Source organism: Actinomadura fulvescens (assembly GCF_039533225.1).
Taxonomy (GTDB): domain Bacteria; phylum Actinomycetota; class Actinomycetes; order Streptosporangiales; family Streptosporangiaceae; genus Spirillospora; species Spirillospora fulvescens.
On sequence record NZ_BAAATD010000018.1, the window covers coordinates 114,534 to 137,945 of the forward strand.

A 23,412-nucleotide genomic window follows, 5' to 3' on the forward strand; every position below is an offset into this window, starting at 1 on the left:
GATCGTTGGCCGGTTCTTGATCCGTGCATGGCGGACGCGCTCAGCCCCGGCGGCGCCGGAGCAGATGGCGTACGGCCAGCAGGACGGCGAGCGCGGCGGCGACGGCCGGGATGACGCGCCGCACAAGGGACGGGCCCGCGACGTCGAGCAGGTCGATCGCGTCGTCCTCCTGCCGAGGCCGGACAGGCAGCGGCCGCACGTCCGACTCGGCCGGGCTCGCCGGACGCTGAGCCGGAACGGTGGGCGTGACCTCCCGCGCGGACGCGGGCGCCGGCTCGACGACCGGGATGTCGGGACGGGTGTCGGAGATCCGACGCGGCGGGGCCGCGGCCTCGTCGGCGATCTCCGGCGGCGGACCCTCGGCCTGCTCGGTCTTGTCCCGGGCGGCCTCGGCGGCGGCCTGCTGGCCGACCGCGCCCCCGACCGCCTGCTCGGCGGCCTCGGTGGGGGACTCCAGTTCCTTGGCGAGCGCCTTGGCGAAGCGGGCCACGAGCTTGGCGCCGACTTCGGCGAGGATGTTGCGGCCGAACTGGGCCGGGCGGCCCGTCACGTTCAGCTTGGTGTGGACCGTGACGCGCGTGGTGCCGCGCTCGTCCGGGCCCTCGCCCGGCTCCGTGACCGGGTATAGCCGGGCCTGGACGGTCGCGGAGGCGGTGCCGGAGCCGCGGGCCTCCTTGGCGGCGGCCTCGATGGTGACGGTGCGCGCGGACTCGTCGGCCGAGGCGATCCGGGCGGTGCCGCGGTAGGTGACGGTCATCGCGCCGACCTTCACCTTGAGCCGGCCCGCGTACTCGTCACCGTCGGCCGAGTCGAGGGTCGCACCGGGCATGCAGAGCGCCACGCGCTCCACGTCGAGCAGCACCGACCAGGCTTCATCCACCGGTACGGGGACGGTGAATTCGTGGTCGAGCTCCATGGTGGGAAATCCTTCTCGTCGGGGGACTTGTCCGTGACCCTACGACCGTCACCCGTTCGGCCGCCAGACTCCCTGGTGAGGATCACGGGCGGCGAGGCGGGTGATCATGCGGCCGGATCCTGGGGCGTGCGGGCCCGGCCACATGATCACGAATCCGCGGTCAGACGGCCGCCGCGGCGGTCAGGGCGCGGGCCGTGAGCACCTTGGCCAGGTGCGTCCGGTACTCCGGCGAGCCGTGCAGGTCGCCGGGCGGCGAGGTGCCCTCGGCGGCCCGCTCGGACGCGGCGCGGAAGGAGTCGTCCGAGACCGAACGGCCCTCGATGAAGCGCTCGACCTCGATGGCCCGGACGGGCGCCGGGCCCATGTTGGTCAGGGCCACCCGGGCGTCCTCGATCGCGCCGCGTTCGCGTCGTACGGCGCAGGCGACGCCGACGATCGCCCACGCCTGCGCCGTGCGATGGAACTTCTCGTAGTGCGCGCCCCAGCCCGGCCCGAGCTTGGGCACGCGCACGCCGATGAGCAGTTCGTCGGGCTCCATCGCCGACGTCATCCAATCGACGAAGAAGTCCGCCGCCGGGATCTCCCGGTCGCCGCGCACGGACCGCACGACGAGGACCGCGTCGAGCGCGAGCGCGACCGCGGGCAGGTCACCGGCCGGGTCGGCGTGCGCGAGCGACCCGCCGAACGTGCCGCGGTGGCGCACCGCCGGGTCGGCGACGGTCGCCGTGGCCTTGGCGATCAGGGGCGCGTGTTCGCGGACGAGGGGATCGCGCATCACCTGGTGGTGCGTGGCCATCGCGCCGATGAACAGGTCGCCGTTCTCCGAACGGATCTGGCGCAAAGGCTCGACCCGGTCGAGGTCGATGAGCGCGTCCGGGTAGGCCAGCCGGAGCCGCAGCAGCGGCATCAGGCTCTGGCCGCCCGCCAGCACCTTGGCGTCCTCGCCCGCCTGCGACAGCGCCGAGACGGCCTCCTCGACCGAGGAGGGACGGATGTAGTCGAAGGTCGGAGGGATCATTCCCGGCCTCCCCGCACCGGGCCGAGACCGCCGGCCGCGCCGGGACGCGCGCCACCGGGTTCTTCGGGTTCCTCAAGGAAGGCCGCGCGGAGCGCGCGCCAGACACGTTCGGGCGTGCACGGCATCGGCACGTCACGCACGCCGTGGTGCCGGAGCGCGTCCACGATCGCGTTGACGACGGCGGGCGTGGACGCGATGGTGCCCGCCTCGCCGACGCCCTTCACCCCGAGCGGGTTGGACGTCGCGGGCGTCTCGGTCCGGTCGGTGACGAACGTGGGCAGGTCGGCCGCCGACGGCACCAGGTAGTCGGCCATCGTCGTGGTCGTCAGGTTGCCGTCCGCGTCGTACACCGCCTCCTCGTACAGCGCCTGCGCGATGCCCTGCGCGAGCCCGCCGTGCACCTGCCCGTCGACGATCAGCGGGTTGACGACCGAGCCGACGTCGTCGACCGCCACGTACGAACGGATCCTCACGAAGCCGGTCTCGGTGTCGACCTCGGCGGCGCACAGGTGCGTGCCGTGCGGGAAGGAGAAGTTCTCCGGGTCGAACGTGGCGTCGGAGTCCAGCGACGGCTCGACGCCTTCCGGGAAGTCGTGCGCGGACAGCGTCGCCTCCGCGACCTCGGCCAGCGTCATCGACGCCCCCTCGCCCCCCATGCCCTTCACGCTGAACGAGCCGCCGGCGTACTCCAGGTCGGTCTCGGCGGCCTCCAGCAGGTGCGCCGCGATCCTGCGGGCCTTGTCGACGACCTTCTGGCAGGCGTTGTGGATCGCGACGCCGCCGATCGTCACCGACCGCGAGCCGTAGGTGTCCCACCCGCGCGGCGCGACGAGCGTGTCGCCGTGCAGCACCTTCACGTCGTCGAACGGCACGCCGAGCGCGTCCGCCGTGATCTGCGCCCAGGCCGTGGCATGGCCCTGGCCGTGCGGTGACGTGCCGGTCACGACCTCGACCTTGCCGGTGCCGAGCACGCGTACGGTCGCGTGCTCCCAGCCGCCCGCCGCCGACCGCACCTGGGCGAGCGCGCGCGACGGCGCCAGGCCGCACATCTCGGTGTAGGTGGAGACGCCGATGCCGAGCTGGACGGTGTCGCGGCGTTCGCGCCGGTCGGCCTGCTCGGCGCGCAGCTTGTCGTACTCGAACAGCGCGAGCGCCTTGTCGGTGGCGGCCTCGTAGTTGCCCGAGTCGTAGGTGAGCCCCGTGATCGTGGTGAACGGGAACTCCTCGTGCCTGATCCAGTTGCGCCGCCGTACCTCCAGCGGGTCGAGCCGCAGTTCGGCGGCGAGCTCGTCCATCATCCGCTCGATGCCGAAGGTCGCCTCCGGCCGCCCCGCGCCCCGGTAGGCGTCGGTGGGCATCTTGGTCGTGAAGACCCCCGTGCAGGTGAACGAGTAGGCGTCCATCTTGTAGATGCCGTTGAACATCGGCGCGCCCAGCGTCGGGACGCCCGGTGTGAGGAGCATCAGGTACGCGCCCATGTCGGCCAGCACGTCCACCTTGAAGCCGCGGATCCGCCCGTCGGCCTCCGCCGCGAGCGTCAGCCGCTGGATCTGGTCGCGGCCGTGGTGGACGGTCAGGTTGCCCTCGCTGCGCGACTCGGTCCACTTGACGGGACGTCCGAGCCGCCTGGCCAGCAGCAGGAGGAGCACCTCCTCCCCGTACACCTGGAGCTTGGAGCCGAACCCGCCGCCGACGTCCGGCGCGATCACCCGGAGGCGGTGCTCGCCGATGCCGGTCACGGAGGCCAGCATGAGCCGCAGGATGTGCGGCACCTGCGTCGCCGACCACATCGTGAACTCCTCGCCGACCGGCCGGCACACCACCGCCCGCGGTTCCATCGCGGTCGGGATGAGGCGCTGCTGCACGTACCGGCGTTGGATCGTCACGGGCGCGTCGCGGAACGCGGCGTCGACGTCGCCGCTCTCCACGACCAGCCGGTAGGACTGGTTGGTGCCGAAGTCGCCGTGCACGAGGTCGGTGCTCTGGCGCAACGCCCGTTCCATGTCGGTGACGGCGGGCAGCGGCTGGTAGTCGACGTCGATGTCCTCCAGCGCGTCGACCGCCGTGTACAGGTCGCGTGCCACCACGCACGCCACCGGCTCGCCCACGTACCGCACCTCGGACACCGCCATCGGCGGGTGATCGGGGATCAGGATGTCCTCGGCGACCGGCCAGGCGCACGGCAGGCTGCCCTGTTCGTCCGCGAAGTCCCGGCCGCTGAACACGCCGACCACGCCCGGCCGGCCCTTCGCCGCCTCGACGTTCACCTGGGTGATGCGCGCGTGCGCGTGGGGGCTGCGCAGGAACACCACGTGGCACAGCCCGGGAAGCTGGACGTTGTCGGTCCACTGCGTCTTGCCCGTGACGAGCCGCGCGTCCTCGCTGCGCCGCCGTGCCTTGCCCATCTCCCGCCCGTTCACGGTGCCACCTCCGGCCGCTGCCGCGCGGGCTCGCGCATCTCGTCGGCCGCCCGGCGCACGGCCCGGACGATGTTCTGGTATCCGGTGCAGCGGCAGAGGTTGCCCTCCAGTCCCTCCCGGATCTCGCCCTCGGACGGGTCCGCGTTCTCCCGCAGGAGATCGATCGACGCCATGATCATCCCGGGGGTGCAGAACCCGCACTGCAGCGCGTGCTCCTCGTGGAAGGCGCGCTGCATCGGATGGAGCGTCCCGTCGATCCCCAGCCCCTCGACCGTGGTGATCCCCCGGCCGTCGGCCTGGACGGCGAGCACGGAGCAGCTCTTGACGCTCGTCCCGTCGAGCAGGACGGTGCAGGCTCCGCAGTTGGTGGTGTCGCAGCCGATCGGGGTGCCGACCTTCCCCAACCGGTCACGGAGGTAGTGGACGAGCAGGAGGCGCGGTTCGACGTCGTCCTCGTACGTCACACCGTCGACCTCGACGCGGATACGTGGCATTCAGGTCTCCCAGGGGCGTCTCTCGGGCAGGTGTGCGGGGAGAACGTCCCTGGGGGCGGAGCGCGCTGGACAGGCCACGGCATCGAGGCCACCTCCGGAGGAAGGAGGGCGACCTTCTGAACGTATGCCTAGTCGGAAACGCGTACTAGACCCTGAAATGGCCTATTTCAGCGGGTCGGAGTGAGCTCCCGGGTGTAGAGGATCGCGCCGTCGAGGTCCCGGAGGTGGACGGTCAGCCGGCCGCTCTGGCCGTCGATGTCCACCTCGCCGAAGAACTGGTAGCCCTCGGCGGGAGAGGTGTTGGCGCGCGGCGGCGTGCGGCGGAACTCCAGCTGCGGACCGAACGTCGATTCGAGGTTGTTCGGCCCGAAGGCACCGGCGTTGAGCGGGCCGGTGACGAACTCCCAGAAGGGGTCGAAGTCCTGGAACGCGGCCTTGGCGGGGTCGTAGTAGTGGGCCGCGGTGTAGTGCACGTCTGCCGTCAGCCAGACCATGTTCCGCACGCGGTGCTTCTTGGCGTAGGAGAGCAGGTCGGCGATCTCGCGTTCGCGGCCCAGGGGAGCCCCGCCGTCGCCCTGGGCGATGCCTTCGAACGCGGTGCCGTCGGGGACGACCAGGCCCAGCGGGAGATCGGCGGCGATCACCTTCCAGGTGGCCCCGGAACGGCGGAGCTCGCGCTTGAGCCAGGCGAGCTGTTCGGCCCCGAGGATCTGGCCGCGGGGCGAGTTGTTGGCGTTGTTCGCGTCCTTGTAGGTGCGCATGTCCAGGACGAAGACGTCCAGGAGCGGCCCGTAAGAGATGCGCCGGTAGACGCGGCCCTTCCTGGCGGTGGAGATCGGCGTGTACTCGAACATGGCGCGGCGGGCGCGGGCGGCCAGGACGTCGACGCGCTTCTCGGTGTACTGCGGAAGGTCGAGGATCTCGCCCGGGTACCAGTTGTTGACGACCTCGTGGTCGTCCCACTGGTTGATGATCGGGGTGCGCGCGTTGAACGCCTGGAGGCCCGCGTCCAGGAGGTTGTAGCGGAACTGGCCGCGGTACTCGGCGAGCGTCTCGGCGACCTTGGTCTTCTCCGGGATGACCAGGTTGCGCCACGTACGGCCGTCGGGCAGCCGGACCGTCTCGGCCAGCGGGTTGTCGGAGTAGACGAGGTCCCCGCTGCAGATGAAGAAGTCGGGGTCGACCGCGTTCATGGCCTTGAAGATGCGGTAGCCGCCCAGGTCGGGGTTGATGCCCCAGCCCTGGCCCGCGAGGTCGCCCGACCAGACGAACGAGATGTCCTGCCGCCGGCGGGGCGCGGTGCGCAGGCGGCCCGCGACGGGCGCGGACGTGGTGTGACCGTCCAGGTCGGCCAGGCGGACGCGGTAGTGCAGCTCTTCGCCGGAGGGAAGGCCGCGAAGGAACGTCTTGCCGGTCAGGTCGGAGGAGGGCGTGAGGACCGGGCCGCGGACCAGGTGCGAGTGCCGGAAGTCCGGGCGGCGGCTCACCTCGACCAGCATGCGGGCGGGACGGTCCGAGCGGGCCCAGACGACCGCCTCGTGGGCGGTGACGTCGCCGCTCTGGACGCCGTTGGTGAGGCGGGGACGGCTGCGGATGAGGGCGGGTGCCGCCTGGGCCGCGGGGGAGGCCAGGCCGAGGGCCGCCCCGCTGCCCGCGATCAGACCACCACGCAAGAGACTCCGCCGGTCCAGCGCCATCGACGACTCCGTTCACCCATGTCAGATCAGGACGAGGGCATGGTCTCCCGGCGCGGCGTACACGACCAGGCCCGAATGTGGCCTTTCCGTGAACGCGGAACATCCGGTGATCATTTGGGCATCGACTTGACAGCGCTCCGTAACGGAGTGTCTCCTATACCTCATGCCAGCGCGTCTCTCCGTCTGCAGCCCCGTGGCCCTCCGCCGCGTGGCCAGCGCGCTGTGTCTTTCGTGTTGTTGTTGTCGCTGAGCGCTCGTCGTCGCTGATCAGCGATCTCCCCGCCGGGTGACGGCTTCCCCGGCCGGCTCCATCGCTCGACCCTTTCCCTTTTTGCTCATCGGCCGTCAGCTGCCGCACACGAAGGACTCCCTGTGAACCTCGACATGGTTCCCGACATCACGATGCGTGGCCAGGACGACCCCCACGGGCGGTCGTCGGCCGAACGGCCCCCGACGGTCGGGCAGCTCGCCACCCGCATCCATGACCTGACCGCCCGTCCCGGCGACTGGTGGCACCTGGTGCGGTTCTCCTTCGACGGTCCGGTGCGGGTACGGCTGGACGAGGTGGACGGCATCCAGCTGTGGCTGACCACCTGGCCGCCCGGCCACCGCACCGACGTGCACGACCACGCGGGCACCGAGGTCAGCACGATCATCGCCGGGGAGCTGGCCGAGGTGCGGATCACCGCCGAGGGCGTGACAGAGCGGCCCCTGCGGGCCAACCGGGTACGCGTGCACGGCGGCGGCCGTACGCACGAGCTCACCAACCCCGGCCCGGCCTACGCCATCACCCTCCACGCCAACTTGGCGGCCTGAGCGAGCCGCACGGCATGCAAAACGCCCACCGGCTCGTAGTGAGCCGGTGGGCGTTCGTGGATAAGGGTCAGGCGGAGGCCGGAGCGGGTTCCCGGGTCTTGGCCGTGCCGGGCTCCTCGGCCGCCGTCGGGCCGCCGGTGATGTCGGGCGGGGTGCCGTTGAAGACCCCCTCGTCGAGCTGGCCCTCCGAACGGGCGACGAGCACCGGGACCGTGAGCTGACCGGCGACGTTGAGCGTCGTCCGGGCCATGTCGATGACCTTGTCGATGGCGATCAGGTAGCCGATCGCCTGCAGGGGCAGGCCGACGGTGGTGAGCGTCAGGGTGAGCGCGACCAGGGCCGGGCCGGGCGTGCCGCCGGTGCCGAGCTGACCGATGATCGCGGCCAGGGCGATCAGCGCGTACTCGGCGAAGCCGAGGTGGGCGCCGGTGTACTGGGCCACGAAGACCGCGGCCACCGCCGGGTAGATCGCGCCGCAGCCGTCGAACTTGATCGTGGCGCCCAGCGGCTGGGCGAAGTTCGCGTACTCGCGCCGCACGCCGTTCCGCTCGATCGACACCTTCTGCGCGATCGGCAGGGTGGCGAGGGAGGACGAGGAGACGAACGCGAACTCCAGCGCGGGCCAGGAGTTGCGATAGAACTTCAGCGGCGAGACGCGGCCGAAGACGCGCAGCAGGGTCGGGTAGCCGACGATCAGCATGACCGCGACGGCCAGGTAGATCGCTCCGGTGAACTTGGCCAGCGGCTGGAGCGAGCTCGGCCCGTACGTGGCGACGACGGAACCGATCAGGAAGAACGAGCCGATCGGCGTGAGCCGCACGACCCACCAGACGATCTTCTGCATGACCTGGTAGACGTCGTCGATGAGGTCGGTCAGGCGCTGCCCGCGCTCGCCGATCGCCACGAGGGCGGCGCCGAACAGCGCGGCGAACGTGACCACGCCGAGGACGTTGCCCTCGGCCATCGCGTTCACGATGTTGGACGGGAAGAGGTTCTGCAGGATCTGCGTCCAGGTGACCGGCTCGGTCTCGGCGGTCTCGCTGGCCAGCTTGCCGAGGCCCTCGCCCGGGTCGATGATCAGTGCGACGGCCAGCCCGATGGCGGTGGCGATGGCCGAGGTGACCACGAACCAGCCCAGCGTCTTGGCGGTCAGCCGCGCCACGTTCCCGACGTCGCGGAGCCGGCCGATGCTCACCACGATCGCGGTGAAGACGAGCGGGACGACGACGACCTTCAGCAGGCTGGTGTAGACCGAGCCGAACGGGTCGAGCCAGTCCTCGGCGAACGTCGCGCCGTCACCGAGGTTGTTGAGCAGGGCGCCGACCGCGACGCCGAGGACGAGGGCGAGCACGATCTGCTGCCAGAACTGCCATTTCCAGACACGCAGGTTCACGGAGGTATCTCCAGGGGGTCGAGTCACCCGCTCGGCGTCATCCGGCCTGCGACATCAGGGCATGGCGGTACGCGGGGGTGAGAAGTGAAGGGGGGAGCGGAGAAGAGGGCGGGAACGGATCAACCGCGACACAGCACGCTGGCGAGACGGCACAGGTCGATGTGCAGCCGGGCCACGAGCAGGATGCTCTTCTTGGAGGACCTCACGGCCATAGTTAACCCCAATGTCCGCTTTGTTCGTTCCCGCCGCGCACGGTGATCCCCCTCACACCCGCGCGCGAAACCTGATCCAGGTCAGCGCAGGGTGCGCCGCCGGGAGCGGGTGAGGACCCGGACGATGCCCACGACGCCGAGCCCGATGAGCACCGCCGGGACGAGGAACCGCAGGCTCACGACCGATTCGCCGGAGAACCCGGTCGCCAGTGACACGCCGGCCACGGCCAGGAAGAACAGCCCGGTGACCATGCCCCCGGGGTCGAACCGGTGCCGTCCGCTGTCCTGCCGCTCAGACATGATCCACCTGTATGTCGCCGACCTTGCCGCGGATGCGGAGAATGATCACGGGCGGGTTCGCGGCGCTGCCGTCCACGGGCGGCAGCACCTCGTTGACCTTGGCGCGCGGGCCGCTGATCGTGCGCCGGTCCACCGACAGGTCGCCGAGCCCGACGAGCGCGTCGAGCTCGACGCGGGCCGTGGGCGGCAGCCTGACCTTGAGGCCGCCCAGCAGCACCTCGGCGTTGATCGTGACGCGTTCGCCCGGCTTCAACGGCAGCGCGGTGAGGTCCAGGACGGCCGAGCCGACCGCGACCTTGTAGCCCTGCTGGGTACGGGCGGTATCGGTGGGCCGCCATTCGATCTCGCCGTAGCGGGCGTCGCGCGGCACTTCGGCCGCCGCCGACCCGGCGAGCAGGCTCAGCGTGAGCAACGTGCCGGCCGTGGCGAGCCCGCGGGCCCGGAACCAGCCGCCCAGCAGCAGCCCGCCGCCGATGACGGCCAGCGCGACCGACGCGACGATGACGGCGTTCTGCGGTGCCGGGTAGCCGCTCGCGACCGGGACCATCGCGGCCCCGGCGGCCATGGCGCCCAGCAGCGTGATCTGTGTCAGCGGCGACGGCCCCTGCTGCTTGCGGATCGCCGCGGCGGCTTCCGCGGGCCAGGTCCTCATCGGCGGGACGGGACGGTCGGCCGCCGGCCGCTCGTCCGCGGGCGCCGTGCCGCCGCGGCCGAGCGTGGCGAGATCGATCATGCCCTCGGGCAGGTCGCCCGGTGTCCGGTCGAGCTTGTCCAGTGCGATCGGGGTGGGTTCCGTACCGGCCGCCGCCGTGCCGGGCGCCGCCGTGTTCGCCGTCGCCACACCCGCGTACGGCTGGTCGAGCGGATGGCCCTGGAGCCGTTCGGGGAACGTGCGGGCGGCGGCGACGAGGTCCACGCCGCGCGCGTGGGAGACCAGCAGCACCAGCCCGAAGATCGTGAAGATCGCCAGCGCGTCCAGGTAGGCCGCGCCACCGACCATGCTCAGCACGAGGCCCGCGGCCATCAGCGCGCCCAGCACCGACAACACCGCGGCCCGGTCGAACCGGCGCCGGAACAGCCGCTCCACCGGCGCCAGGTCCTGCGCCCGGCCGGGCATGAGGAGCGCCGCGGCGATGTAGAGCAGGAGACCCTGGCCGTGCGTGAGCAGCAGGATGCCGAACGCGACCCTGATCACCACCGGGTCGATCCCGGTGCCGCGTCCGATACCGGTGCACACCCCCGCCACGATCCGTCCCTCGACGACGCGGGGCATCCGCTCGTACACCTTCGCCGGGGCGGACCGGGACGGCGGCGGTGGGCTGGCTGTGCTGCGGTCCTCGACCATGGTCCCCATCGTGGCGGACTCCGGCCGCACGCGAAATCCGGGACACCCCTGACCCGACCCTGAGGAGTTCCGCAGGTAATGGGGGGCATGCCCTGATGCGCTTCGTCCTCGCGCATGTGACGATCGTTGAAGCGGAGATCTCTGGACAGGCTTGGGGACGAGGACGATGACCGAACAGCCCGTGGCGGGCGCGCCGCCGGCCGCCCGGCTGGCGCGGCGCGCCGACGGCAGGCTGCTGGCCGGCGTGTGCCGGGGACTGGCGGTCCATCTCGGCGTCGACACCCTGATCATCAGGTGCGCCTTCGTCCTGCTGACCATGGCGAGCGGGCTCGGAGTGGCGGCGTACACCGCGTTCTGGGTCCTGGTGCCGAGCGAGCGCCACGAACCAGCCGCGATCGACGGGATCGACGGGATCGACGGCGCGGCGACGGCGGTCAAGCCTCGTCGCCACCGTGATTGGGGCCAGCTGCTGGCTTACACGGCCGTCGCGTGCGGGCTGTCGACGCTGGCCTGGAGCACCGGGTTCGTGCGGGCCGCGCTGTGGCCGTTCATCGCGGGCGGCATCGGTGCCGCGATCCTCTGGCAGCAGGCCGACCGCGACCAGCGGCAGCGCTGGGTCGGCCTCACGCGGATTCCGCTCCGCCAGATGTGGCTGCGCAGCGTGCTGGGCCTGATCCTGGTCGTCGGCGGCATCGCGGGCTTCGTCGCCCAGCAGGTCGAGCCGGCCCAGGCGAGCTCCGTCCTGATCGCCACGCTGGTGATCCTCTCCGGGGTGGCCGTGATCGTCACCCCGTGGGTGGTCCGGCTCTGGCAGGACCTGGACGCCGAACGGCACGAGCGCATCCGTTCCCAGGAACGCGCCGAGCTCGCGGCGCACGTGCACGACTCGGTGCTGCACACGCTGACCCTGATCCAGCGGAACGCCGCCGACCCGCGCGAGGTGCAGCGGCTCGCCCGGTCCCAGGAGCGCACCCTGCGCAGCTGGCTCTACCAGCCGAAGGCCGACCCCGACCAGACGTTCGCGGCCGCGGTACGGGAGATCGCGGGCGAGGTGGAGGACGACCACGGCGTGCCGATCGAGGTCGTCTGCGTCGGCGACACCGCGCTCGACGAGCGGCTCGGCGCCACGTTGCAGGCGGCCCGGGAGGCGATGGTGAACGCGGCGAAGTACGCCGAGGCGCCGTCGGTGTCGGTCTACGCCGAGGTCGAGAAGGACGAAGTGATGATCTTCGTGCGGGACCGCGGCAAGGGATTCGACACCGCGACCATTCCGGCCGACCGGATGGGCGTCCGAGGGTCCATCATCGGACGTATGGAGCGCAACGGAGGCAAGGCCACCGTCCGAACCGCCCCCGGCGAGGGCACCGAAGTGCGTTTGGAGATCAAGAAATCATGAGCGACACCAGGGTCGTCCTCGTCGACGACCACCAGATGTTCCGCACGGGGGTCAAGGCCGAGCTCGGCGCCAGCATCGAGATCGTCGGCGAGGCCGGGGACGTCGACGAGGCGGTCACCGTCATCAAGGCGGCCGAGCCCGACGTGGTGCTGCTCGACGTCCACCTGCCCGGTGGCGGCGGCATCGAGGTGCTGCGCCGGCTGCAGGGCGCCGTACGGTCGCGCTTCCTGGCGCTGTCGGTGTCGGACGCGGCCGAGGACGTGATCGGCGTCGTCCGGGGCGGGGCCCGCGGCTACGTCACCAAGACGATCTCCGGGCCGGAGCTGACCGACGCGATCGGCCGGGTGGCCGACGGCGACGCGGTCTTCTCGCCGCGGCTGGCGGGCTTCGTGCTGGACGCCTTCGCGGCCACCGACGCGCCCGCCGTCGATCCCGAGCTCGACCAGCTGACCCAGCGCGAACGCGAGGTCCTGCGCCTGATCGCACGGGGCTACGCCTACAAGGAGATCGCCAAGGAGCTCTTCATCTCGGTGAAGACGGTCGAGACGCATGTGAGTTCCGTGCTGCGCAAGCTGCAGCTGTCCAACCGGCACGAGCTGTCGCGCTGGGCCGCCGCGCGGCGGCTGGTTTGAGGCTCCGGCCGAGTTGATGTTCTGACGATCAGTTGAAGTGTCCCTAGTGCCATCTGGAGAGATTCGCAAGACCCGCACGGGTCTCGTGATCGAATCGTGATCGCTTAGCCCGACATGGTGATCACAGGCATGGGATGGTCGCTCGTCATGACATACCCACCTGGTTCCGGCTTTCCGGGCAATGACCCTGCCCCGGGCGCCGCACCCCAACCCGCCTATCCCGAACCTCCCTATCCCGGGCCCGGTGACCCGGGCCCCCTCCCTGGACCCGCCTCCCACCGGCCGGCCGGTGCCACGACCACCAACGGCCTCGCCATCGCCAGCCTGGTCACGGGCGTCTTCGGCTGTTTCGGGATCATCTCGCTGATCCTCGGCGCGATCGCGCTGAAGCAGATCAAGGACCGCGGCCAGAAGGGCCGCGGCCTGGCGATCGCCGGTATCGTCCTCTCCCTGCTGTGGGGCGTGATCGGCGGCGCCTCGTACCTCTTCATCAAGTCGCTCGACAAGGACGACCTGGCCAAGTCGCTCGCGTCGCCCAGAGTGACCTCGACCAAGCCGAAGGACGTGCGCGCCAACAACATGCGCGTCGGCGACTGCATCAACGACAACTCCGGCGCGAGCACCGCCACCGATGGTCCGGTGAAGGTGGAGAGCGTCAAGGTCGTGCCCTGCAACGCGCCCCATGACGGCGAGGTGCTCGCCACGTTCCGGCTGGCCATGGCGACCCTGCCCAGCGAGAGCCAGATGAGCAAGGTGGCGAGCGCCGGCTGTCAGCAGCGCATCGGCCGCAGGCTCAGCCGTGACCCGGCGCGCGCCAACCTCGCGACCTCCTACTACTTCCCCACCACCCAGTCGTGGGCGTCCGGCGACCGCATGATCACCTGCGTCGCGGTGCACGCCAGGGAGGGCGCGAAGCTCACCCGCAAGCTCCGCACCTGAGCTCCGTCCGCGGCGCACGTCACAGGGGCACGAGCGCCGCCGCCGGCGACGGCCGCCGCGGGCCCGGTGCCGATGCGTGCCGGGCCCGGCCGCCGTGCGCGGCGGTGCCGGACGGCGGTGGTGGGCGGCGGTCAGCGCCCGCCCGCCTGCAGGTTGTTGATGGGAGCCGAGCCGTCCTCGACGAAGTCGATGGCCGGTTCCCCGCCGATGAAGGCGCGCAGCCGTTCGGCCTCCGCCAGTACCGCCTCGGCGTCCTCGTCCCGCAGCGGGCGGAAGGGCGCGACCGTCAGCGTCCCGCCGCGTACGGTCCACACGCCCTGGACAAAGCCGTCCACGAGGAACATCGGCACCCCGCCCGACGCGACCTTCGCATAACGCCTGCGGTCCTCCTCGTCGATGACGCGCCGCCGGTCCTTGTGGCCGAGCAGCGCGTTGTCGAACGCGGGCAGGAAGCGGACGGGGACGGGCCGCTCGGGGTCGGCGACCGGCGCGTCGGGCAGGTCGTACAGCTCCCGCCCGTCCTCGTCCCGGACGACGCGCAGCTGACCGCGCATGCCCTCCATCACCGCGCGGAGCCGCGTGACGCCTGCCCACGTCTGCACGTCCATGACGCCGGCCGGTCCGAACGCCGCCAGGTAGCGCAGGACGAGCCGTTCGGGGTCGGAAGCGGTCGCCATGGGCCGCCCCGACCATTCCTCCGCCAGCGTGACCGAGACGCTGGACGGGCTGCCCCAGCGGCCCCACGCCCCGGCTTCGGGGCCGTGCGCCATCGCCGACATGAGCTCCACCGCCGAGGCGAGCCGGCCGCCGTTGCGGCCGGGATACCGTTCGGCCATCAGCCGCCCGAACTCGCGTCGCGTCAGCGTCCGCCCGGCCAGCAGCGCGCAGCCCGTCTTGTGCAGCTCGTCCAGGTCCAGCCCGGCCAGTTCGTCGGCGTAGTAGGGCGAGCTGATCGCGGCGCGCACGATGGGATCCACGGTCGGCCGGAGCCAGCGGAAGTCGTCGGTGTCGGCGATGTGGACGGTCCGGCGCAGGATGGTGGAGCGGACGACCCTGCGTTCGCGGAGCAGCGTGGCCAGATCCTCGTGCCGGAAGTCCGCAAGGCGCGTCCAGAGCCCGATGTAGGGCCAGTTGGGCTCCTGGCCCTGGACGGCGACCAGATGCCTGATCGTCTCGACGGGTGTCAGCGGGACGCGGTCGACCAGGAACTGGCGGGTGAGCAGGGTGCGGTTGAGGCCGCGCAGCGAGATCATGATGGTGTTCCCGCCTATCCGGCTCGATCGAGTCGTTCGGCGTTCTCGTACGCCTCGCGGGCGTCGAGGAGTTCTTCCCAGTGCTCCTCGACCCAGGCGCACGCCGCCGCCATCGGCACCAGCATGCTGCGGCCCAGCGGCGTCAGCCGGTACTCGACGTGCGGGGCGGACTCCGCGTAGACCGTGCGGCTGATCAGCCCGTCCCGTTCGAGCCCGCGCAGCGACTGGGTGAGCACCTTCGCGGTGACGCCGTGCAGCGGCACCCGCAGCTCGGAGAACCGCCGCGGCCCGTGTTCGAGGACCCGGAGGACCATCCCCGCCCACTTGTCGCCGAAGCGGATCGGTGACAGCGACGACGGACAGAGCTCGTCGAACATGTCCGGGCGCAAGGGCTCCTTCATGCGCGTCACGATAACCGGTGATCCATCGATGACGCCTACGTTTAGAGTTGCTACATGCTTGCTGAAGTTAAAGTAGCTGGACTAAATGAACCTCGGTGGTCGAGGCTCTGATCGTCGTTCGAACGAGAGGAGCGCGTCATGAGGGTTCTGCTGATCGGTGCGACGGGAACGCTCGGCCGGGCGGTGCACGAGGCGCTGCGGCCGCTCGGCCATGAGATCGTCACCGCGTCCCGGAACGGTTCGGACGTCGCGGTCGACATCACCGATCCCGGGTCGATCCGCGCGATGTACGAGAAGGCCGGGCGGGTCGACGCCGTGGCGAACACGGCCGGATGGGTGCCGTGGAAACCGCTCACCGAGCTCGACTCCGAGGACGTGCTGGCCGCCCTGCGCGGGAAGGCGTTCAGCCAGGTCGAGCTGGTCAGGCAGGGCAGCGCGCACGCGGCGGAGGACGCGTCGTTCACCCTGGTCACTGGGGTACTGGCCCGCGAGCCGGTGCCCACCGGCTCGATGGCCTCGCTGGCCAACGGCGCGATCGAGTCGTTCGTGCGCGCCGCCGCCGGCGAGCTGCCCGGGCGGCAGCGGATCAATGTGGTCAGCCCGACGGTCTTCACCGAGTCGCTGGTCGACTACGCCGACGTCTTCGCCGGTTTCGAGCCCGTTCCGGTGGCCGCGGCGGCGCTGGCGTACGTGCGCTCGATCGAGGGGCACCAGACGGGCCGGGTGTACGTGGTCGAGTGACCTGGCCGGTTTCCCATTGGAAACCGCCCCTCCGCGTAGCGTCCGGGCGACGGCCGGCGTACGGATCGGCCCGGACCGATATGGGGTGCTACGGCATGAGCAAGATCGTGATCTTCGGAGCGGGTGGCCGGGGCGGTAAGGCGGCCGTGGCGGAGGCCCGGCGGCGCGGGCACGAGGTCACCGCGGTCGTGCGGAGCCCGGCCGCGCACCGGGACCTCGCCGCGGACGGGGTCACGGTCGTCGCGGGCGATGTCACCGACGCGGGCGACGTCGCGAAGGCGGCGGCCGGGCACGACGCGGCGATCGCCAGCGTCGCCGACCTGAGCGTGCCGCCGCGTGAGTTCTACACCGGCGCGGTGCGTGCGCTCGGTGCCGGGCTGGCCGACGCCGGAGTGAGCCGGCTGGTGTTCGTCGGGCTGGCTTCGCTGCTGGTGGGCGGGTCCGGCGTTCAGATCGTGGACGAGCCGGGCTTTCCGCAGGAATACCGGGAGTTCGTGTCCGGGCACGCGGCGGGCCTCGACGCGCTGGCCGAGACCGGCCTCGACTGGCTCTACATCAGTCCGGCCGGGGACTTCGACCACGACGGCGGGCGTAGCGGGTCGTACCAGATCGCCGGGCACGGTGACCTCGAACTCCGGATGACCTACCCCGACTTCGCGATCGCCCTGCTGGACGAGATCGACAATCCGGCGCACAGCCGGACGCACCTCGCCGTCACGGCCTAGGCAGGCGTCACCGGCTCCGAGCGGCGCTGACCGCCTCGCCCTCCGCGAGGATGGCGGCGAGGTCGTCGGGAACGGGCATGACCGTCTTCAGGCCGACGCGCGTTCGGCCGGTGTTGCCTTCGGGGGAACGGCCCATCAGGGAGCCGGGGCCGCCGACGAGAAGCCTGATGACCTGGCCCCAGGCCTCCTTGCGGTCGCGGCACCTCAACGCCAGCACGAACATGTGCCAGTGGGCCCGCGTGTGCGGCCACGCCCACGACTGCGACAGGATGTGCGCGCGTTCGAGTGATGTCCACCTGGCTTCTGGCTCGGTGGCCGTACGGGCCTGGCGCAGTTCGGCCTCGAAGGCGGCCCGGACGGTGGGCGGCATGGGGGAGGGCACGGCGACTCCTCGGGTTTGTCGGGGATGTCCAGTGCCAGCCTCGCCCGCCCGCCTCCGGAGACGCTTGAACGAACCTGCTGGGCGGCTATCCGGTGGCGCGGACGAACTCCGACGGGGCGATGCCGAACATCCGGCGGCAGACCCGGCTCAGGTGAGCCCCGTCGGCGAAGCCCGCGCCGTGCGCGGCCTCGGTCACCGACGCGCCCGCGGCCACCAGTTCCGCCGCGCGCCGCAGGCGAAGCCACTGAACGTACGGCCGGATCGGCAGTCCGACCTCCTCGCGGAACAGATGCGCCAGCCGGCTCTCCGACAGCTCGACCGCCCGCGCCAGCTCGGCCAGCCGGATCGGCGGACCGTCGAGCCTTCCGGGCAGCGTCCGCAACGTCCGGTGCACGGCCGGATGGCGGACGACGATCGTCCGCGCGGCCGGGAGCGCGTCGAGCAGGTCCTCGGCCGGGCCGAGAAGGTCACCCGCCCGCACCCAGCCCGCCACCGCGTCGTGGGGAACGGGCGACCGGCCGAGCTCGCGTCCTTGGGCCGACTCGGGGTCGAAGTGCATCATCAGGGCATCGTCCACGCCGTGCACGACCGCGTGCGGCACGTCCGGCGGGATCACGGCGGCGCGGCATCCGAGACGTTCACCGGCCGCGTCGGCCATCACGATCTCGCCGCGCCGTGCGACGAACACCTGGACCGAATGATGAGCGTGCAGCGTGGTGGTGCCGACCGTGCCCGTATAGACGAGAAGGCCCGGGCGTACGGTCGCGACGCCGTTCCAGGCGTTCGCGGGGCCCCGGCCGCTGGCGCTCATCCGGCCAGGCTAGCCCTCCGATGCTGCGATCATGAACGCATGACGGGCACGGTCCATCTCATCACCGGAATCCAGGCGGCCGGGAAGTCCACGGTGGCGCAGGCGCTGGCCGAGCGGCTGCCGAGATCGGCGCATGTCCGGGGCGATGTCTTCCGCCGGTTCGTCGTCAACGGCCGCGCCGACATGAGCCCGGACCCGTCCCCGGACGCCCTCGCCCAACTGCGGCTGCGTCACGGGCTCGCGGCGGACACGGCCGACGCCTACGCGTCCGCCGGCTTCGCCGCGGTCGTGCAGGACGTGATCCTTGGTGAGCACCTGGCCTGGATGGCCGAACGGATCAGGACGCGTCCGCTGTACGTGGTGGTGCTGGCGCCGAATCCCGAAGCGGTCGCCGTACGCGAGGCGGGACGCTCCAAGCGGGCGTACGTCGCCGGTTCGTTCACCGTCGCCGACCTGGACACGTCGTTGCGCGGAGAGACCGCGCGGATCGGCCTGTGGCTGGACACCTCGGAGCTGACGGTCGAGCAGACCGTGGACGAGATCCTCGCGCGCGCCGAGCCGTACCGCCTCTGACACCGGATCGTGCGCTCGCCTCATTCGGGGAGACGGGCGGGGCAGCCGGGCTCGCAGCGTTCGGAGTGCCGGGCGACGCGCCGGGCGAACGACGTCAGCGCGCGGCCGAGGAAGAGCCGGATGACCGGGCCGCTGCCGGGGATCTTGGGCTCGAACCTGGCCTTCCAGCGGATGAGGGTGTTGAGCCCCTGCGGCTCCAGGGTGACGTCGGCGCGGTACGTCCGGAGGGGCAGGCCCGCCAGGGCGACGTAGGCGTAGTGCCGTGGCGGGTCGTAGGCCACGACCTCCTCCCGTGCCGGCGGGATCTTGCGGATCGCGCCGATGCCGTTGGGCAGCTCGTCGCCGGGGCGTTCGCGCCTGGCCTTGGTCGGGAAGCTGCCCCATTCCGCCCACGCCTCGGCGACGGCGAGGTGCTTGAAGATCACCTCGGCGGCCGCGCTGGAGGTGGCGGTGGTCTCGATCTCGTACGGCATCACGGCTCCCGGGAAGCTTGATCACCGCACCGTACGCACGCCGGTCCCGCACCGACAAGGCACGGGACCGGATGTGGGCAACGCGACGGCCGGGCCGGGCGGTGCCGGGCCGGCCGCGCTGTCAGAGGGCGAACACCGAGGCCAGCAGGCGTTCCTGGAACCGGCTCACGTCGCCGCCGACCATGACCTTGACCGGGCGCCGGTCGTCGCGGGCGGGGTTGGCGCGGGCGTCCCAGATCGTCGCGCCGCGCGTCAGCTCGCCCCGCAGCTCCACCCGCACCGGGCGCTCCACGTACGTGCCGAGGTCCGGCTCGGCGATCAGCATGGCGGCGAGCGCGTCGTGGACCACGCAGCCGCGGCGCTTCAGGATCGGCGTGTACGAGGCGATGTAGAACTCCAGGATCCGGGTGGCGAATCGGGCCGGCTCGGAGTCGTGCGCGGCCAGCCGGTCGAGCCAGGGTCCCTCCACCGCGGTCGGGTGCGTGGCGTCCAGCGGTACGAGCACCACCGGCCAGCCGGCCGCGAAGACGAGCTCGGCCGCCTCCGGGTCGTGCCAGATGTTCGCCTCGGCGTGCGTGGTGATGTTGCCCGGGTGGTCGAACGCGCCGCCCATGATGACGACCTCGCGGAGCAGCGACGGCAGCTCCGGGTCGAGCAGCAGCGCGGTGGCCAGGTTGGTCAGCGGCCCAGTCGCCAGCAGGGTCAGCTCGCCGGGGTTCTCGCGGGCCAGCCGGACGATCTGCGCGGGGGCGGCCTCGGCGGTCGGCACGCCGCGAGGCGCGGGCATGCCGGTGTCGCCCAGGCCGTCGGCGCCGTGGAAGTCCAGCGCGTAGTGCACCCCCTGGGCCATCGGACGCGGCGCGCCGATCGCCACCGGGACCCCGTCCACCCCCGCGAGCTCCAGCACCCGCAGCGTGTTCAGCGCGCCGGAGCGGGGGTCGATGTTGCCGTGCACGGTGCCCACCGCGACGAGCTCCGCATCACCCGCCTTCACGAGCGAGGCGAGGTACAGCAGCGTCATCGCGTCGTCGATGCCGGTGTCACAGTCAAAAAGGATCTTGGGCATGGCCAACCCCTCGGGCGGTGGTGATCGTCGCCCGTGGAGGTTATCCGCAGTTCATCCCGGTCCGGACACCGGTCAGGCGGTGTCGATGATCTGGAAGACCTCGGCCAGCCGCCCGTCGGGGAACCCGGCGGCCCGCGCGTTGCCCGAGAGCCAGCCGCGCAGCATCTGCTCCAGGCTCCCTTCCTCCATGTGCGAGGTCTGGCTGGCGTGGGCCTTGAGCGCGGCGAGCTTGCGGTCGAACGTGCCGGTGACGTCCACGTAGTGGTCGGGCGTGGGGCCGCCGACCATCCAGACCTCCGGCACCGTCCAGGCGGCCAGACCCTCGTCGGCCAGCAGCTCCGGGAAGGCGTAGGGGTTGCGCGCGTCGGGGTAGACCGCGTCGAGCGCGGCCGAGCCGACCGCCCGGTGGTCGGGGTGGCTCGGATAGATGCGCTCGTAGTTGCGCTCGGGGCTCGGCATGACCACCCGTTCGGGCCGTACCTGGCGGATCACCCGCGAGAGGTCGCGGCGCAGCTCCAGCGTCGCCTCCACCCGGCCGTCGGGATAGCCGAGGAACCGCACGTCCTCCACGCCGACGCACTTGGCGGCGGCACGCTGCTCGTCGCGGCGCAGCGCGGCCATCTCCGTCCGCGTGACGGCGTCGTCGAAGCCGCCCGCGTCGCCGTCGGTGACCATGAGATAGACGACCTCGGCGCCCTGGTCGGTCCAGCTCGCCACCGTCCCGGCCGCGCCGAAGTCGACGTCGTCGGGATGGGCCATCACCACGAGGATCCGCTGCGCGTCTTTGGTCACGAATTCAACTTTATGCGTCCCGGCCCGCTGTTCGAATCCCTGCCGACGATCTTTGGTCAGCCGGGCCGGATTGGGCCTGGGACGCGCGTGGCAGGCGGGGTAGAGCAGAGACATGCGCAAACTCATCAACGCCCCCGCGGACGTCGTCGCCGACGCGCTGCGCGGACTGGCGGCGGCCCATCCGTCCCTGCGGGTCGATCCCGGCGACCGGATCGTCGTCCGGGGCGACGCGCCGCGCGCCGGGAAGGTGGGCCTGGTGTCGGGCGGCGGCTCCGGGCACGAACCCCTGCACGGCGGTTTCGTCGGGTACGGGATGCTCGACGCGGCGGCGCCGGGAGAGGTCTTCACGAGCCCGGTGCCCGACCAGATCCTCGCCGCGACGACGGCGGTGGACGGCGGGGCCGGCGTCCTCCACGTCGTCAAGAACTACACCGGCGACACCCTGAACTTCCGGATGGCCGCCGAACTGGCTGAGGACGAGGACATCGAGGTGGCGTCCGTCCTGGTCGACGACGACGTCGCCGTGGAGGACAGCACGTTCACCGCGGGCCGGCGCGGCACCGGCGCCACGCTGTTCGTCGAGAAGATCGCCGGTGCGCTGGCCGAGGAGGGCGGCGCGCTCGACGCGGTCGCGGCCGTGGCGCGGGAGGTGAACGAGCGCAGCCGGTCGTTCGGGGTGGCCCTGTCGCCCTGCACGGTCCCGGCCGCCGGGCAGCCGACGTTCGAGCTGGCCGAGGACGAGATCGAGCTCGGCATCGGCATCCACGGCGAACCGGGGCGGGAACGTGCCAAGGCCGCCACCGCGACCGAGATCGTGGACGCGGCGCTGACCGCGATCGACGCGGACATGCCGCTGTCGGGCGCCGAGGTGCTCGTCCTGGTGAACGGGATGGGCGGTACCCCGCTGATCGAGCAGTACGTGGCGTACGCGGCGGCGGCCGACTGGCTCGCCGGCCACGGCGCGATCGTCGCCCGCACGCTCGTCGGCCCCTACGTGACGAGCCTGGAGATGGCCGGCTGCATGATCTCGGTGTGCCGTCTCACACCCGAGCTGACCAGGCTCTGGGACGCCCCGGTCGAGACCCCCGCGCTGCGGTGGGGCCGGTGAACGCGGCGATGGCGGCGGCCTTCGTCCGGCGGGCGGCGCGGCTGGTCACGGCGGACGCCGACCGGCTGACCCGGCTGGACGCCGCGGTCGGCGACGGCGACCACGGCCTCAACCTGAGCCGGGGCTTCGCCGCCGCCGTCGAGGCCCTGCCCGAGGCGGCGCTCCCCGGCAAGGTCCTCATCGCGGCGGGCCGGGCGATCGTGTCGAAGACCGGCGGCGCCTCCGGCCCCCTGTACGGGACGGCACTGCGCCGGGCGGGCAAGGCGCTGGGCGACGCGGAAGAGATCGACGCCGCCATGCTCGGCGCCGCGTTGCGGGCGGCGCTGGAGGGCGTGCGGGAGCTCGGCCAGGCCGCCGAGGGCGACAAGACGATGGTCGACGCGCTCGTTCCGGCGGTGGTGGCGTACGAGGCGGCGCTCGGCAAGGGCGAGTCCCTGGCCGAGTGCGCGCGGGCCGCCGCCGAGGCCGCCGAGGTGGGCGCCGAGGCCACCGTCTCGATGCGGGCGCGCAAGGGCCGGGCCAGCTATCTCGGCGAGCGCAGCGTCGGCCACCTCGATCCCGGCGCCGCGTCCACCGTGCTGGTTCTGCGGGCCCTGTCCGACGTGGCCGCCGGGGAAGGGAGCTGATCGTGGTCGGGCTTGTGATCGTCTCGCACAGCCGGGTGCTGGCGGAGGGCGTGGCCGAGGTCGCCCGGGCCATGGGCGTCGGCAAGGCGGTGGTCGAGTGCGCGGGCGGCGATGCCGGCGGCGGGCTCGGGACGAGCATCGACCTCGTCGAGCGCGCCGTCCGGGCCGCGGACAGCGGCGACGGCGTGGTGCTGCTCGCGGACCTGGGCAGCTCGGTGCTGACCGCCAAGCTGTACGCCGAGGACGCCGGCGGCGCGGTCGTGCTCGCCGACGCGCCGCTGGTCGAGGGCGCGGTTGCGGCGGCGTCCATGGCGGCCACGGGCGCCGAGTTGGACGTGGTGCTCGCGGCGGCGGAGTCGGCCCGCGACCACCGCAAAACCTAGGCCCGTCAGAGGCCGAGCTGTCAGAGGCCGGAGGGGCTCGGGGGCTTGCTGGCGGGCTTGCCCTCCGGCGGCTCGGCGGGCTCGGCCGGGCCGCGCAGCAGCACGGTCAGCGGCCCGTCGACGGCGTCCGGATGCGTGCCGACGACCTCGAAGACCCGCTGGTCGCCGTCGAGTTCGCCGACGGTGACGCGGTACGCGGGCAGATCGGCGCCGATCTCGCCCGGTTCGCCGCTCTCGTCGGCGGCGGCGAGCGCCGCCACCGCCTCGCGAAGCCTGTCGGCCTCCTCCTTCGGCAGTTCGCCGGTGTCGTACAGCGCGACCATCACCTGGTCGCCCGCGAAACCGCCGGTGCTCTCGATCTTCACGCGCATGAGCCCGCCTCCGGGAGCGCTCGGCCGGGCCGTCCGCCCGGCGTTCCCCGGTCGTCGTGCCCGCCATCGGGCAAGTCGGATCGTAGCCATGTCGTTCTGTGAGCCAAGGAGTTGCAGTACAGTTTTGTC

27 protein-coding genes are annotated in these 23,412 nt (G+C 72.0%); 10 read left to right on the plus strand and 17 right to left on the minus strand.

Annotated elements, in window-relative coordinates:
• Positions 1 to 40 precede the first annotated feature (40 nt).
• The 5 genes from ABD333_RS42495 to ABD333_RS42515 form a co-directional block, all read right to left on the minus strand.
• Positions 41 to 916, minus strand: a complete 876-nt coding sequence (locus ABD333_RS42495) for an SRPBCC family protein (protein ID WP_344548330.1) — start codon at positions 914 to 916, stop codon at positions 41 to 43.
• Positions 917 to 1,076: 160 nt separating this feature from the next.
• A complete protein-coding gene (locus ABD333_RS42500; RefSeq protein WP_344548331.1) occupies positions 1,077 to 1,934 on the minus strand; it encodes an FAD binding domain-containing protein in 858 nt (285 codons plus the stop codon).
• A complete protein-coding gene (locus ABD333_RS42505; protein WP_344548394.1) occupies positions 1,931 to 4,339 on the minus strand; it encodes a xanthine dehydrogenase family protein molybdopterin-binding subunit in 2,409 nt (802 codons plus the stop codon). The genes ABD333_RS42500 and ABD333_RS42505 overlap by 4 nt, the downstream gene beginning before the upstream one ends.
• An 11-nt stretch (positions 4,340 to 4,350) precedes the next feature.
• Positions 4,351 to 4,848, minus strand: coding sequence for a (2Fe-2S)-binding protein (locus ABD333_RS42510; protein WP_344548332.1), 498 nt, complete (start codon positions 4,846 to 4,848; stop codon positions 4,351 to 4,353).
• 167 nt (positions 4,849 to 5,015) lie between these two features.
• Positions 5,016 to 6,545, minus strand: coding sequence for an alkaline phosphatase D family protein (locus ABD333_RS42515; RefSeq protein WP_344548333.1), 1,530 nt, complete (start codon positions 6,543 to 6,545; stop codon positions 5,016 to 5,018).
• Positions 6,546 to 6,917: 372 nt separating this feature from the next.
• Between ABD333_RS42515 and ABD333_RS42520 the strand changes: the two genes are divergently transcribed.
• Positions 6,918 to 7,361: a cupin domain-containing protein gene (locus tag ABD333_RS42520; protein WP_344548334.1), complete on the plus strand. Its 444-nt coding sequence runs from the start codon at positions 6,918 to 6,920 to the stop codon at positions 7,359 to 7,361.
• Between the two features lie 67 nt (positions 7,362 to 7,428).
• Here the strand turns inward: ABD333_RS42520 and ABD333_RS42525 are convergent, their stop codons facing one another.
• The 4 genes from ABD333_RS42525 to ABD333_RS42535 all read right to left on the minus strand — a co-directional run bounded on the left by ABD333_RS42525 (position 7,429) and on the right by ABD333_RS42535 (position 10,611).
• Positions 7,429 to 8,754 carry a dicarboxylate/amino acid:cation symporter gene (locus ABD333_RS42525; RefSeq protein ID WP_344548335.1) on the minus strand — a complete coding sequence of 442 codons (1,326 nt, stop codon included), beginning with the start codon at positions 8,752 to 8,754 and terminating at the stop codon, positions 7,429 to 7,431.
• A gap of 119 nt (positions 8,755 to 8,873) precedes the next feature.
• The gene (locus ABD333_RS47725) at positions 8,874 to 8,966 is read right to left on the minus strand and encodes a putative leader peptide (RefSeq protein WP_410556807.1); all 93 of its coding nucleotides are present in this window, start codon (positions 8,964 to 8,966) and stop codon (positions 8,874 to 8,876) included.
• A gap of 81 nt (positions 8,967 to 9,047) precedes the next feature.
• Positions 9,048 to 9,266, minus strand: a complete 219-nt coding sequence (locus ABD333_RS42530; RefSeq protein WP_344548336.1) for a hypothetical protein — start codon at positions 9,264 to 9,266, stop codon at positions 9,048 to 9,050.
• Positions 9,259 to 10,611: a PspC domain-containing protein gene (locus tag ABD333_RS42535; protein WP_344548337.1), complete on the minus strand. Its 1,353-nt coding sequence runs from the start codon at positions 10,609 to 10,611 to the stop codon at positions 9,259 to 9,261. The genes ABD333_RS42530 and ABD333_RS42535 overlap by 8 nt, the downstream gene beginning before the upstream one ends.
• A gap of 166 nt (positions 10,612 to 10,777) precedes the next feature.
• Between ABD333_RS42535 and ABD333_RS42540 the strand changes: the two genes are divergently transcribed.
• From ABD333_RS42540 to ABD333_RS42550, 3 genes are all read left to right on the plus strand, one after another.
• On the plus strand, positions 10,778 to 12,007 hold the full coding sequence (locus ABD333_RS42540; RefSeq protein WP_344548338.1) for an ATP-binding protein: 1,230 nt from the start codon (positions 10,778 to 10,780) through the stop codon (positions 12,005 to 12,007).
• Positions 12,004 to 12,639 (plus strand): LuxR C-terminal-related transcriptional regulator, encoded by a 636-nt coding sequence (locus ABD333_RS42545; RefSeq protein WP_344548339.1) that lies wholly within the window; start codon positions 12,004 to 12,006, stop codon positions 12,637 to 12,639. The genes ABD333_RS42540 and ABD333_RS42545 overlap by 4 nt, the downstream gene beginning before the upstream one ends.
• Positions 12,640 to 12,786: 147 nt before the next feature.
• Entirely contained in the window at positions 12,787 to 13,578 is a 792-nt protein-coding gene (locus ABD333_RS42550) for a DUF4190 domain-containing protein (protein WP_344548340.1), read from the plus strand.
• Between the two features lie 131 nt (positions 13,579 to 13,709).
• Here the strand turns inward: ABD333_RS42550 and ABD333_RS42555 are convergent, their stop codons facing one another.
• Both ABD333_RS42555 and ABD333_RS42560 read right to left on the minus strand, forming a co-directional pair.
• Positions 13,710 to 14,831 carry a winged helix DNA-binding domain-containing protein gene (locus tag ABD333_RS42555; RefSeq protein WP_344548341.1) on the minus strand — a complete coding sequence of 374 codons (1,122 nt, stop codon included), beginning with the start codon at positions 14,829 to 14,831 and terminating at the stop codon, positions 13,710 to 13,712.
• A 14-nt stretch (positions 14,832 to 14,845) separates the two neighbouring features.
• The gene (locus ABD333_RS42560) at positions 14,846 to 15,232 is read right to left on the minus strand and encodes a winged helix-turn-helix transcriptional regulator (protein WP_344548342.1); all 387 of its coding nucleotides are present in this window, start codon (positions 15,230 to 15,232) and stop codon (positions 14,846 to 14,848) included.
• Positions 15,233 to 15,370: 138 nt separating this feature from the next.
• Here ABD333_RS42560 and ABD333_RS42565 point away from each other — a divergent pair, with 138 nt between their 5' ends.
• Both ABD333_RS42565 and ABD333_RS42570 read left to right on the plus strand, forming a co-directional pair.
• Positions 15,371 to 15,973 (plus strand): short chain dehydrogenase, encoded by a 603-nt coding sequence (locus ABD333_RS42565; protein WP_344548343.1) that lies wholly within the window; start codon positions 15,371 to 15,373, stop codon positions 15,971 to 15,973.
• A gap of 95 nt (positions 15,974 to 16,068) precedes the next feature.
• Positions 16,069 to 16,698, plus strand: a complete 630-nt coding sequence (locus ABD333_RS42570; protein ID WP_344548344.1) for an NAD(P)-dependent oxidoreductase — start codon at positions 16,069 to 16,071, stop codon at positions 16,696 to 16,698.
• A gap of 7 nt (positions 16,699 to 16,705) precedes the next feature.
• On the opposite strand, the gene ABD333_RS42575 is transcribed toward ABD333_RS42570, so the two are convergent.
• Together ABD333_RS42575 and ABD333_RS42580 are read right to left on the minus strand one after the other, a co-directional pair.
• Positions 16,706 to 17,080 carry a DUF3703 domain-containing protein gene (locus ABD333_RS42575; protein ID WP_344548345.1) on the minus strand — a complete coding sequence of 125 codons (375 nt, stop codon included), beginning with the start codon at positions 17,078 to 17,080 and terminating at the stop codon, positions 16,706 to 16,708.
• An 85-nt stretch (positions 17,081 to 17,165) separates the two neighbouring features.
• Positions 17,166 to 17,891 (minus strand): helix-turn-helix transcriptional regulator, encoded by a 726-nt coding sequence (locus tag ABD333_RS42580; RefSeq protein WP_344548346.1) that lies wholly within the window; start codon positions 17,889 to 17,891, stop codon positions 17,166 to 17,168.
• Positions 17,892 to 17,930: 39 nt separating this feature from the next.
• On the opposite strand from ABD333_RS42580, the gene ABD333_RS42585 reads away from it, so the two are divergent.
• The gene (locus ABD333_RS42585) at positions 17,931 to 18,464 is read left to right on the plus strand and encodes an AAA family ATPase (RefSeq protein ID WP_344548347.1); all 534 of its coding nucleotides are present in this window, start codon (positions 17,931 to 17,933) and stop codon (positions 18,462 to 18,464) included.
• Between the two features lie 20 nt (positions 18,465 to 18,484).
• Here the strand turns inward: ABD333_RS42585 and ABD333_RS42590 are convergent, their stop codons facing one another.
• The 3 genes from ABD333_RS42590 to ABD333_RS42600 all read right to left on the minus strand — a co-directional run bounded on the left by ABD333_RS42590 (position 18,485) and on the right by ABD333_RS42600 (position 20,795).
• Entirely contained in the window at positions 18,485 to 18,937 is a 453-nt protein-coding gene (locus ABD333_RS42590; RefSeq protein WP_344548348.1) for an SRPBCC family protein, read from the minus strand.
• A gap of 121 nt (positions 18,938 to 19,058) precedes the next feature.
• On the minus strand, positions 19,059 to 20,003 hold the full coding sequence (locus ABD333_RS42595) for a nucleoside hydrolase (RefSeq protein WP_344548349.1): 945 nt from the start codon (positions 20,001 to 20,003) through the stop codon (positions 19,059 to 19,061).
• A gap of 72 nt (positions 20,004 to 20,075) precedes the next feature.
• Positions 20,076 to 20,795 (minus strand): PIG-L deacetylase family protein, encoded by a 720-nt coding sequence (locus ABD333_RS42600; protein ID WP_344548350.1) that lies wholly within the window; start codon positions 20,793 to 20,795, stop codon positions 20,076 to 20,078.
• Between the two features lie 112 nt (positions 20,796 to 20,907).
• On the opposite strand from ABD333_RS42600, the gene dhaK reads away from it, so the two are divergent.
• From dhaK to ABD333_RS42615, 3 genes are read left to right on the plus strand one after another with little or no spacing between them, the layout of a single operon-like run.
• Complete coding sequence (gene dhaK, locus ABD333_RS42605) at positions 20,908 to 21,903, plus strand: dihydroxyacetone kinase subunit DhaK (RefSeq protein WP_344548351.1); 996 nt, start codon at positions 20,908 to 20,910, stop codon at positions 21,901 to 21,903.
• Positions 21,900 to 22,529 (plus strand): dihydroxyacetone kinase subunit DhaL, encoded by a 630-nt coding sequence (gene dhaL, locus ABD333_RS42610; RefSeq protein WP_344548352.1) that lies wholly within the window; start codon positions 21,900 to 21,902, stop codon positions 22,527 to 22,529. The genes dhaK and dhaL overlap by 4 nt, the downstream gene beginning before the upstream one ends.
• A gap of 2 nt (positions 22,530 to 22,531) precedes the next feature.
• Positions 22,532 to 22,912 carry a PTS-dependent dihydroxyacetone kinase phosphotransferase subunit DhaM gene (locus ABD333_RS42615; RefSeq protein ID WP_344548353.1) on the plus strand — a complete coding sequence of 127 codons (381 nt, stop codon included), beginning with the start codon at positions 22,532 to 22,534 and terminating at the stop codon, positions 22,910 to 22,912.
• A gap of 20 nt (positions 22,913 to 22,932) precedes the next feature.
• Here the strand turns inward: ABD333_RS42615 and ABD333_RS42620 are convergent, their stop codons facing one another.
• On the minus strand, positions 22,933 to 23,283 hold the full coding sequence (locus ABD333_RS42620) for a protealysin inhibitor emfourin (RefSeq protein ID WP_344548354.1): 351 nt from the start codon (positions 23,281 to 23,283) through the stop codon (positions 22,933 to 22,935).
• Between the last annotated feature and the right edge of the window lie 129 nt (positions 23,284 to 23,412).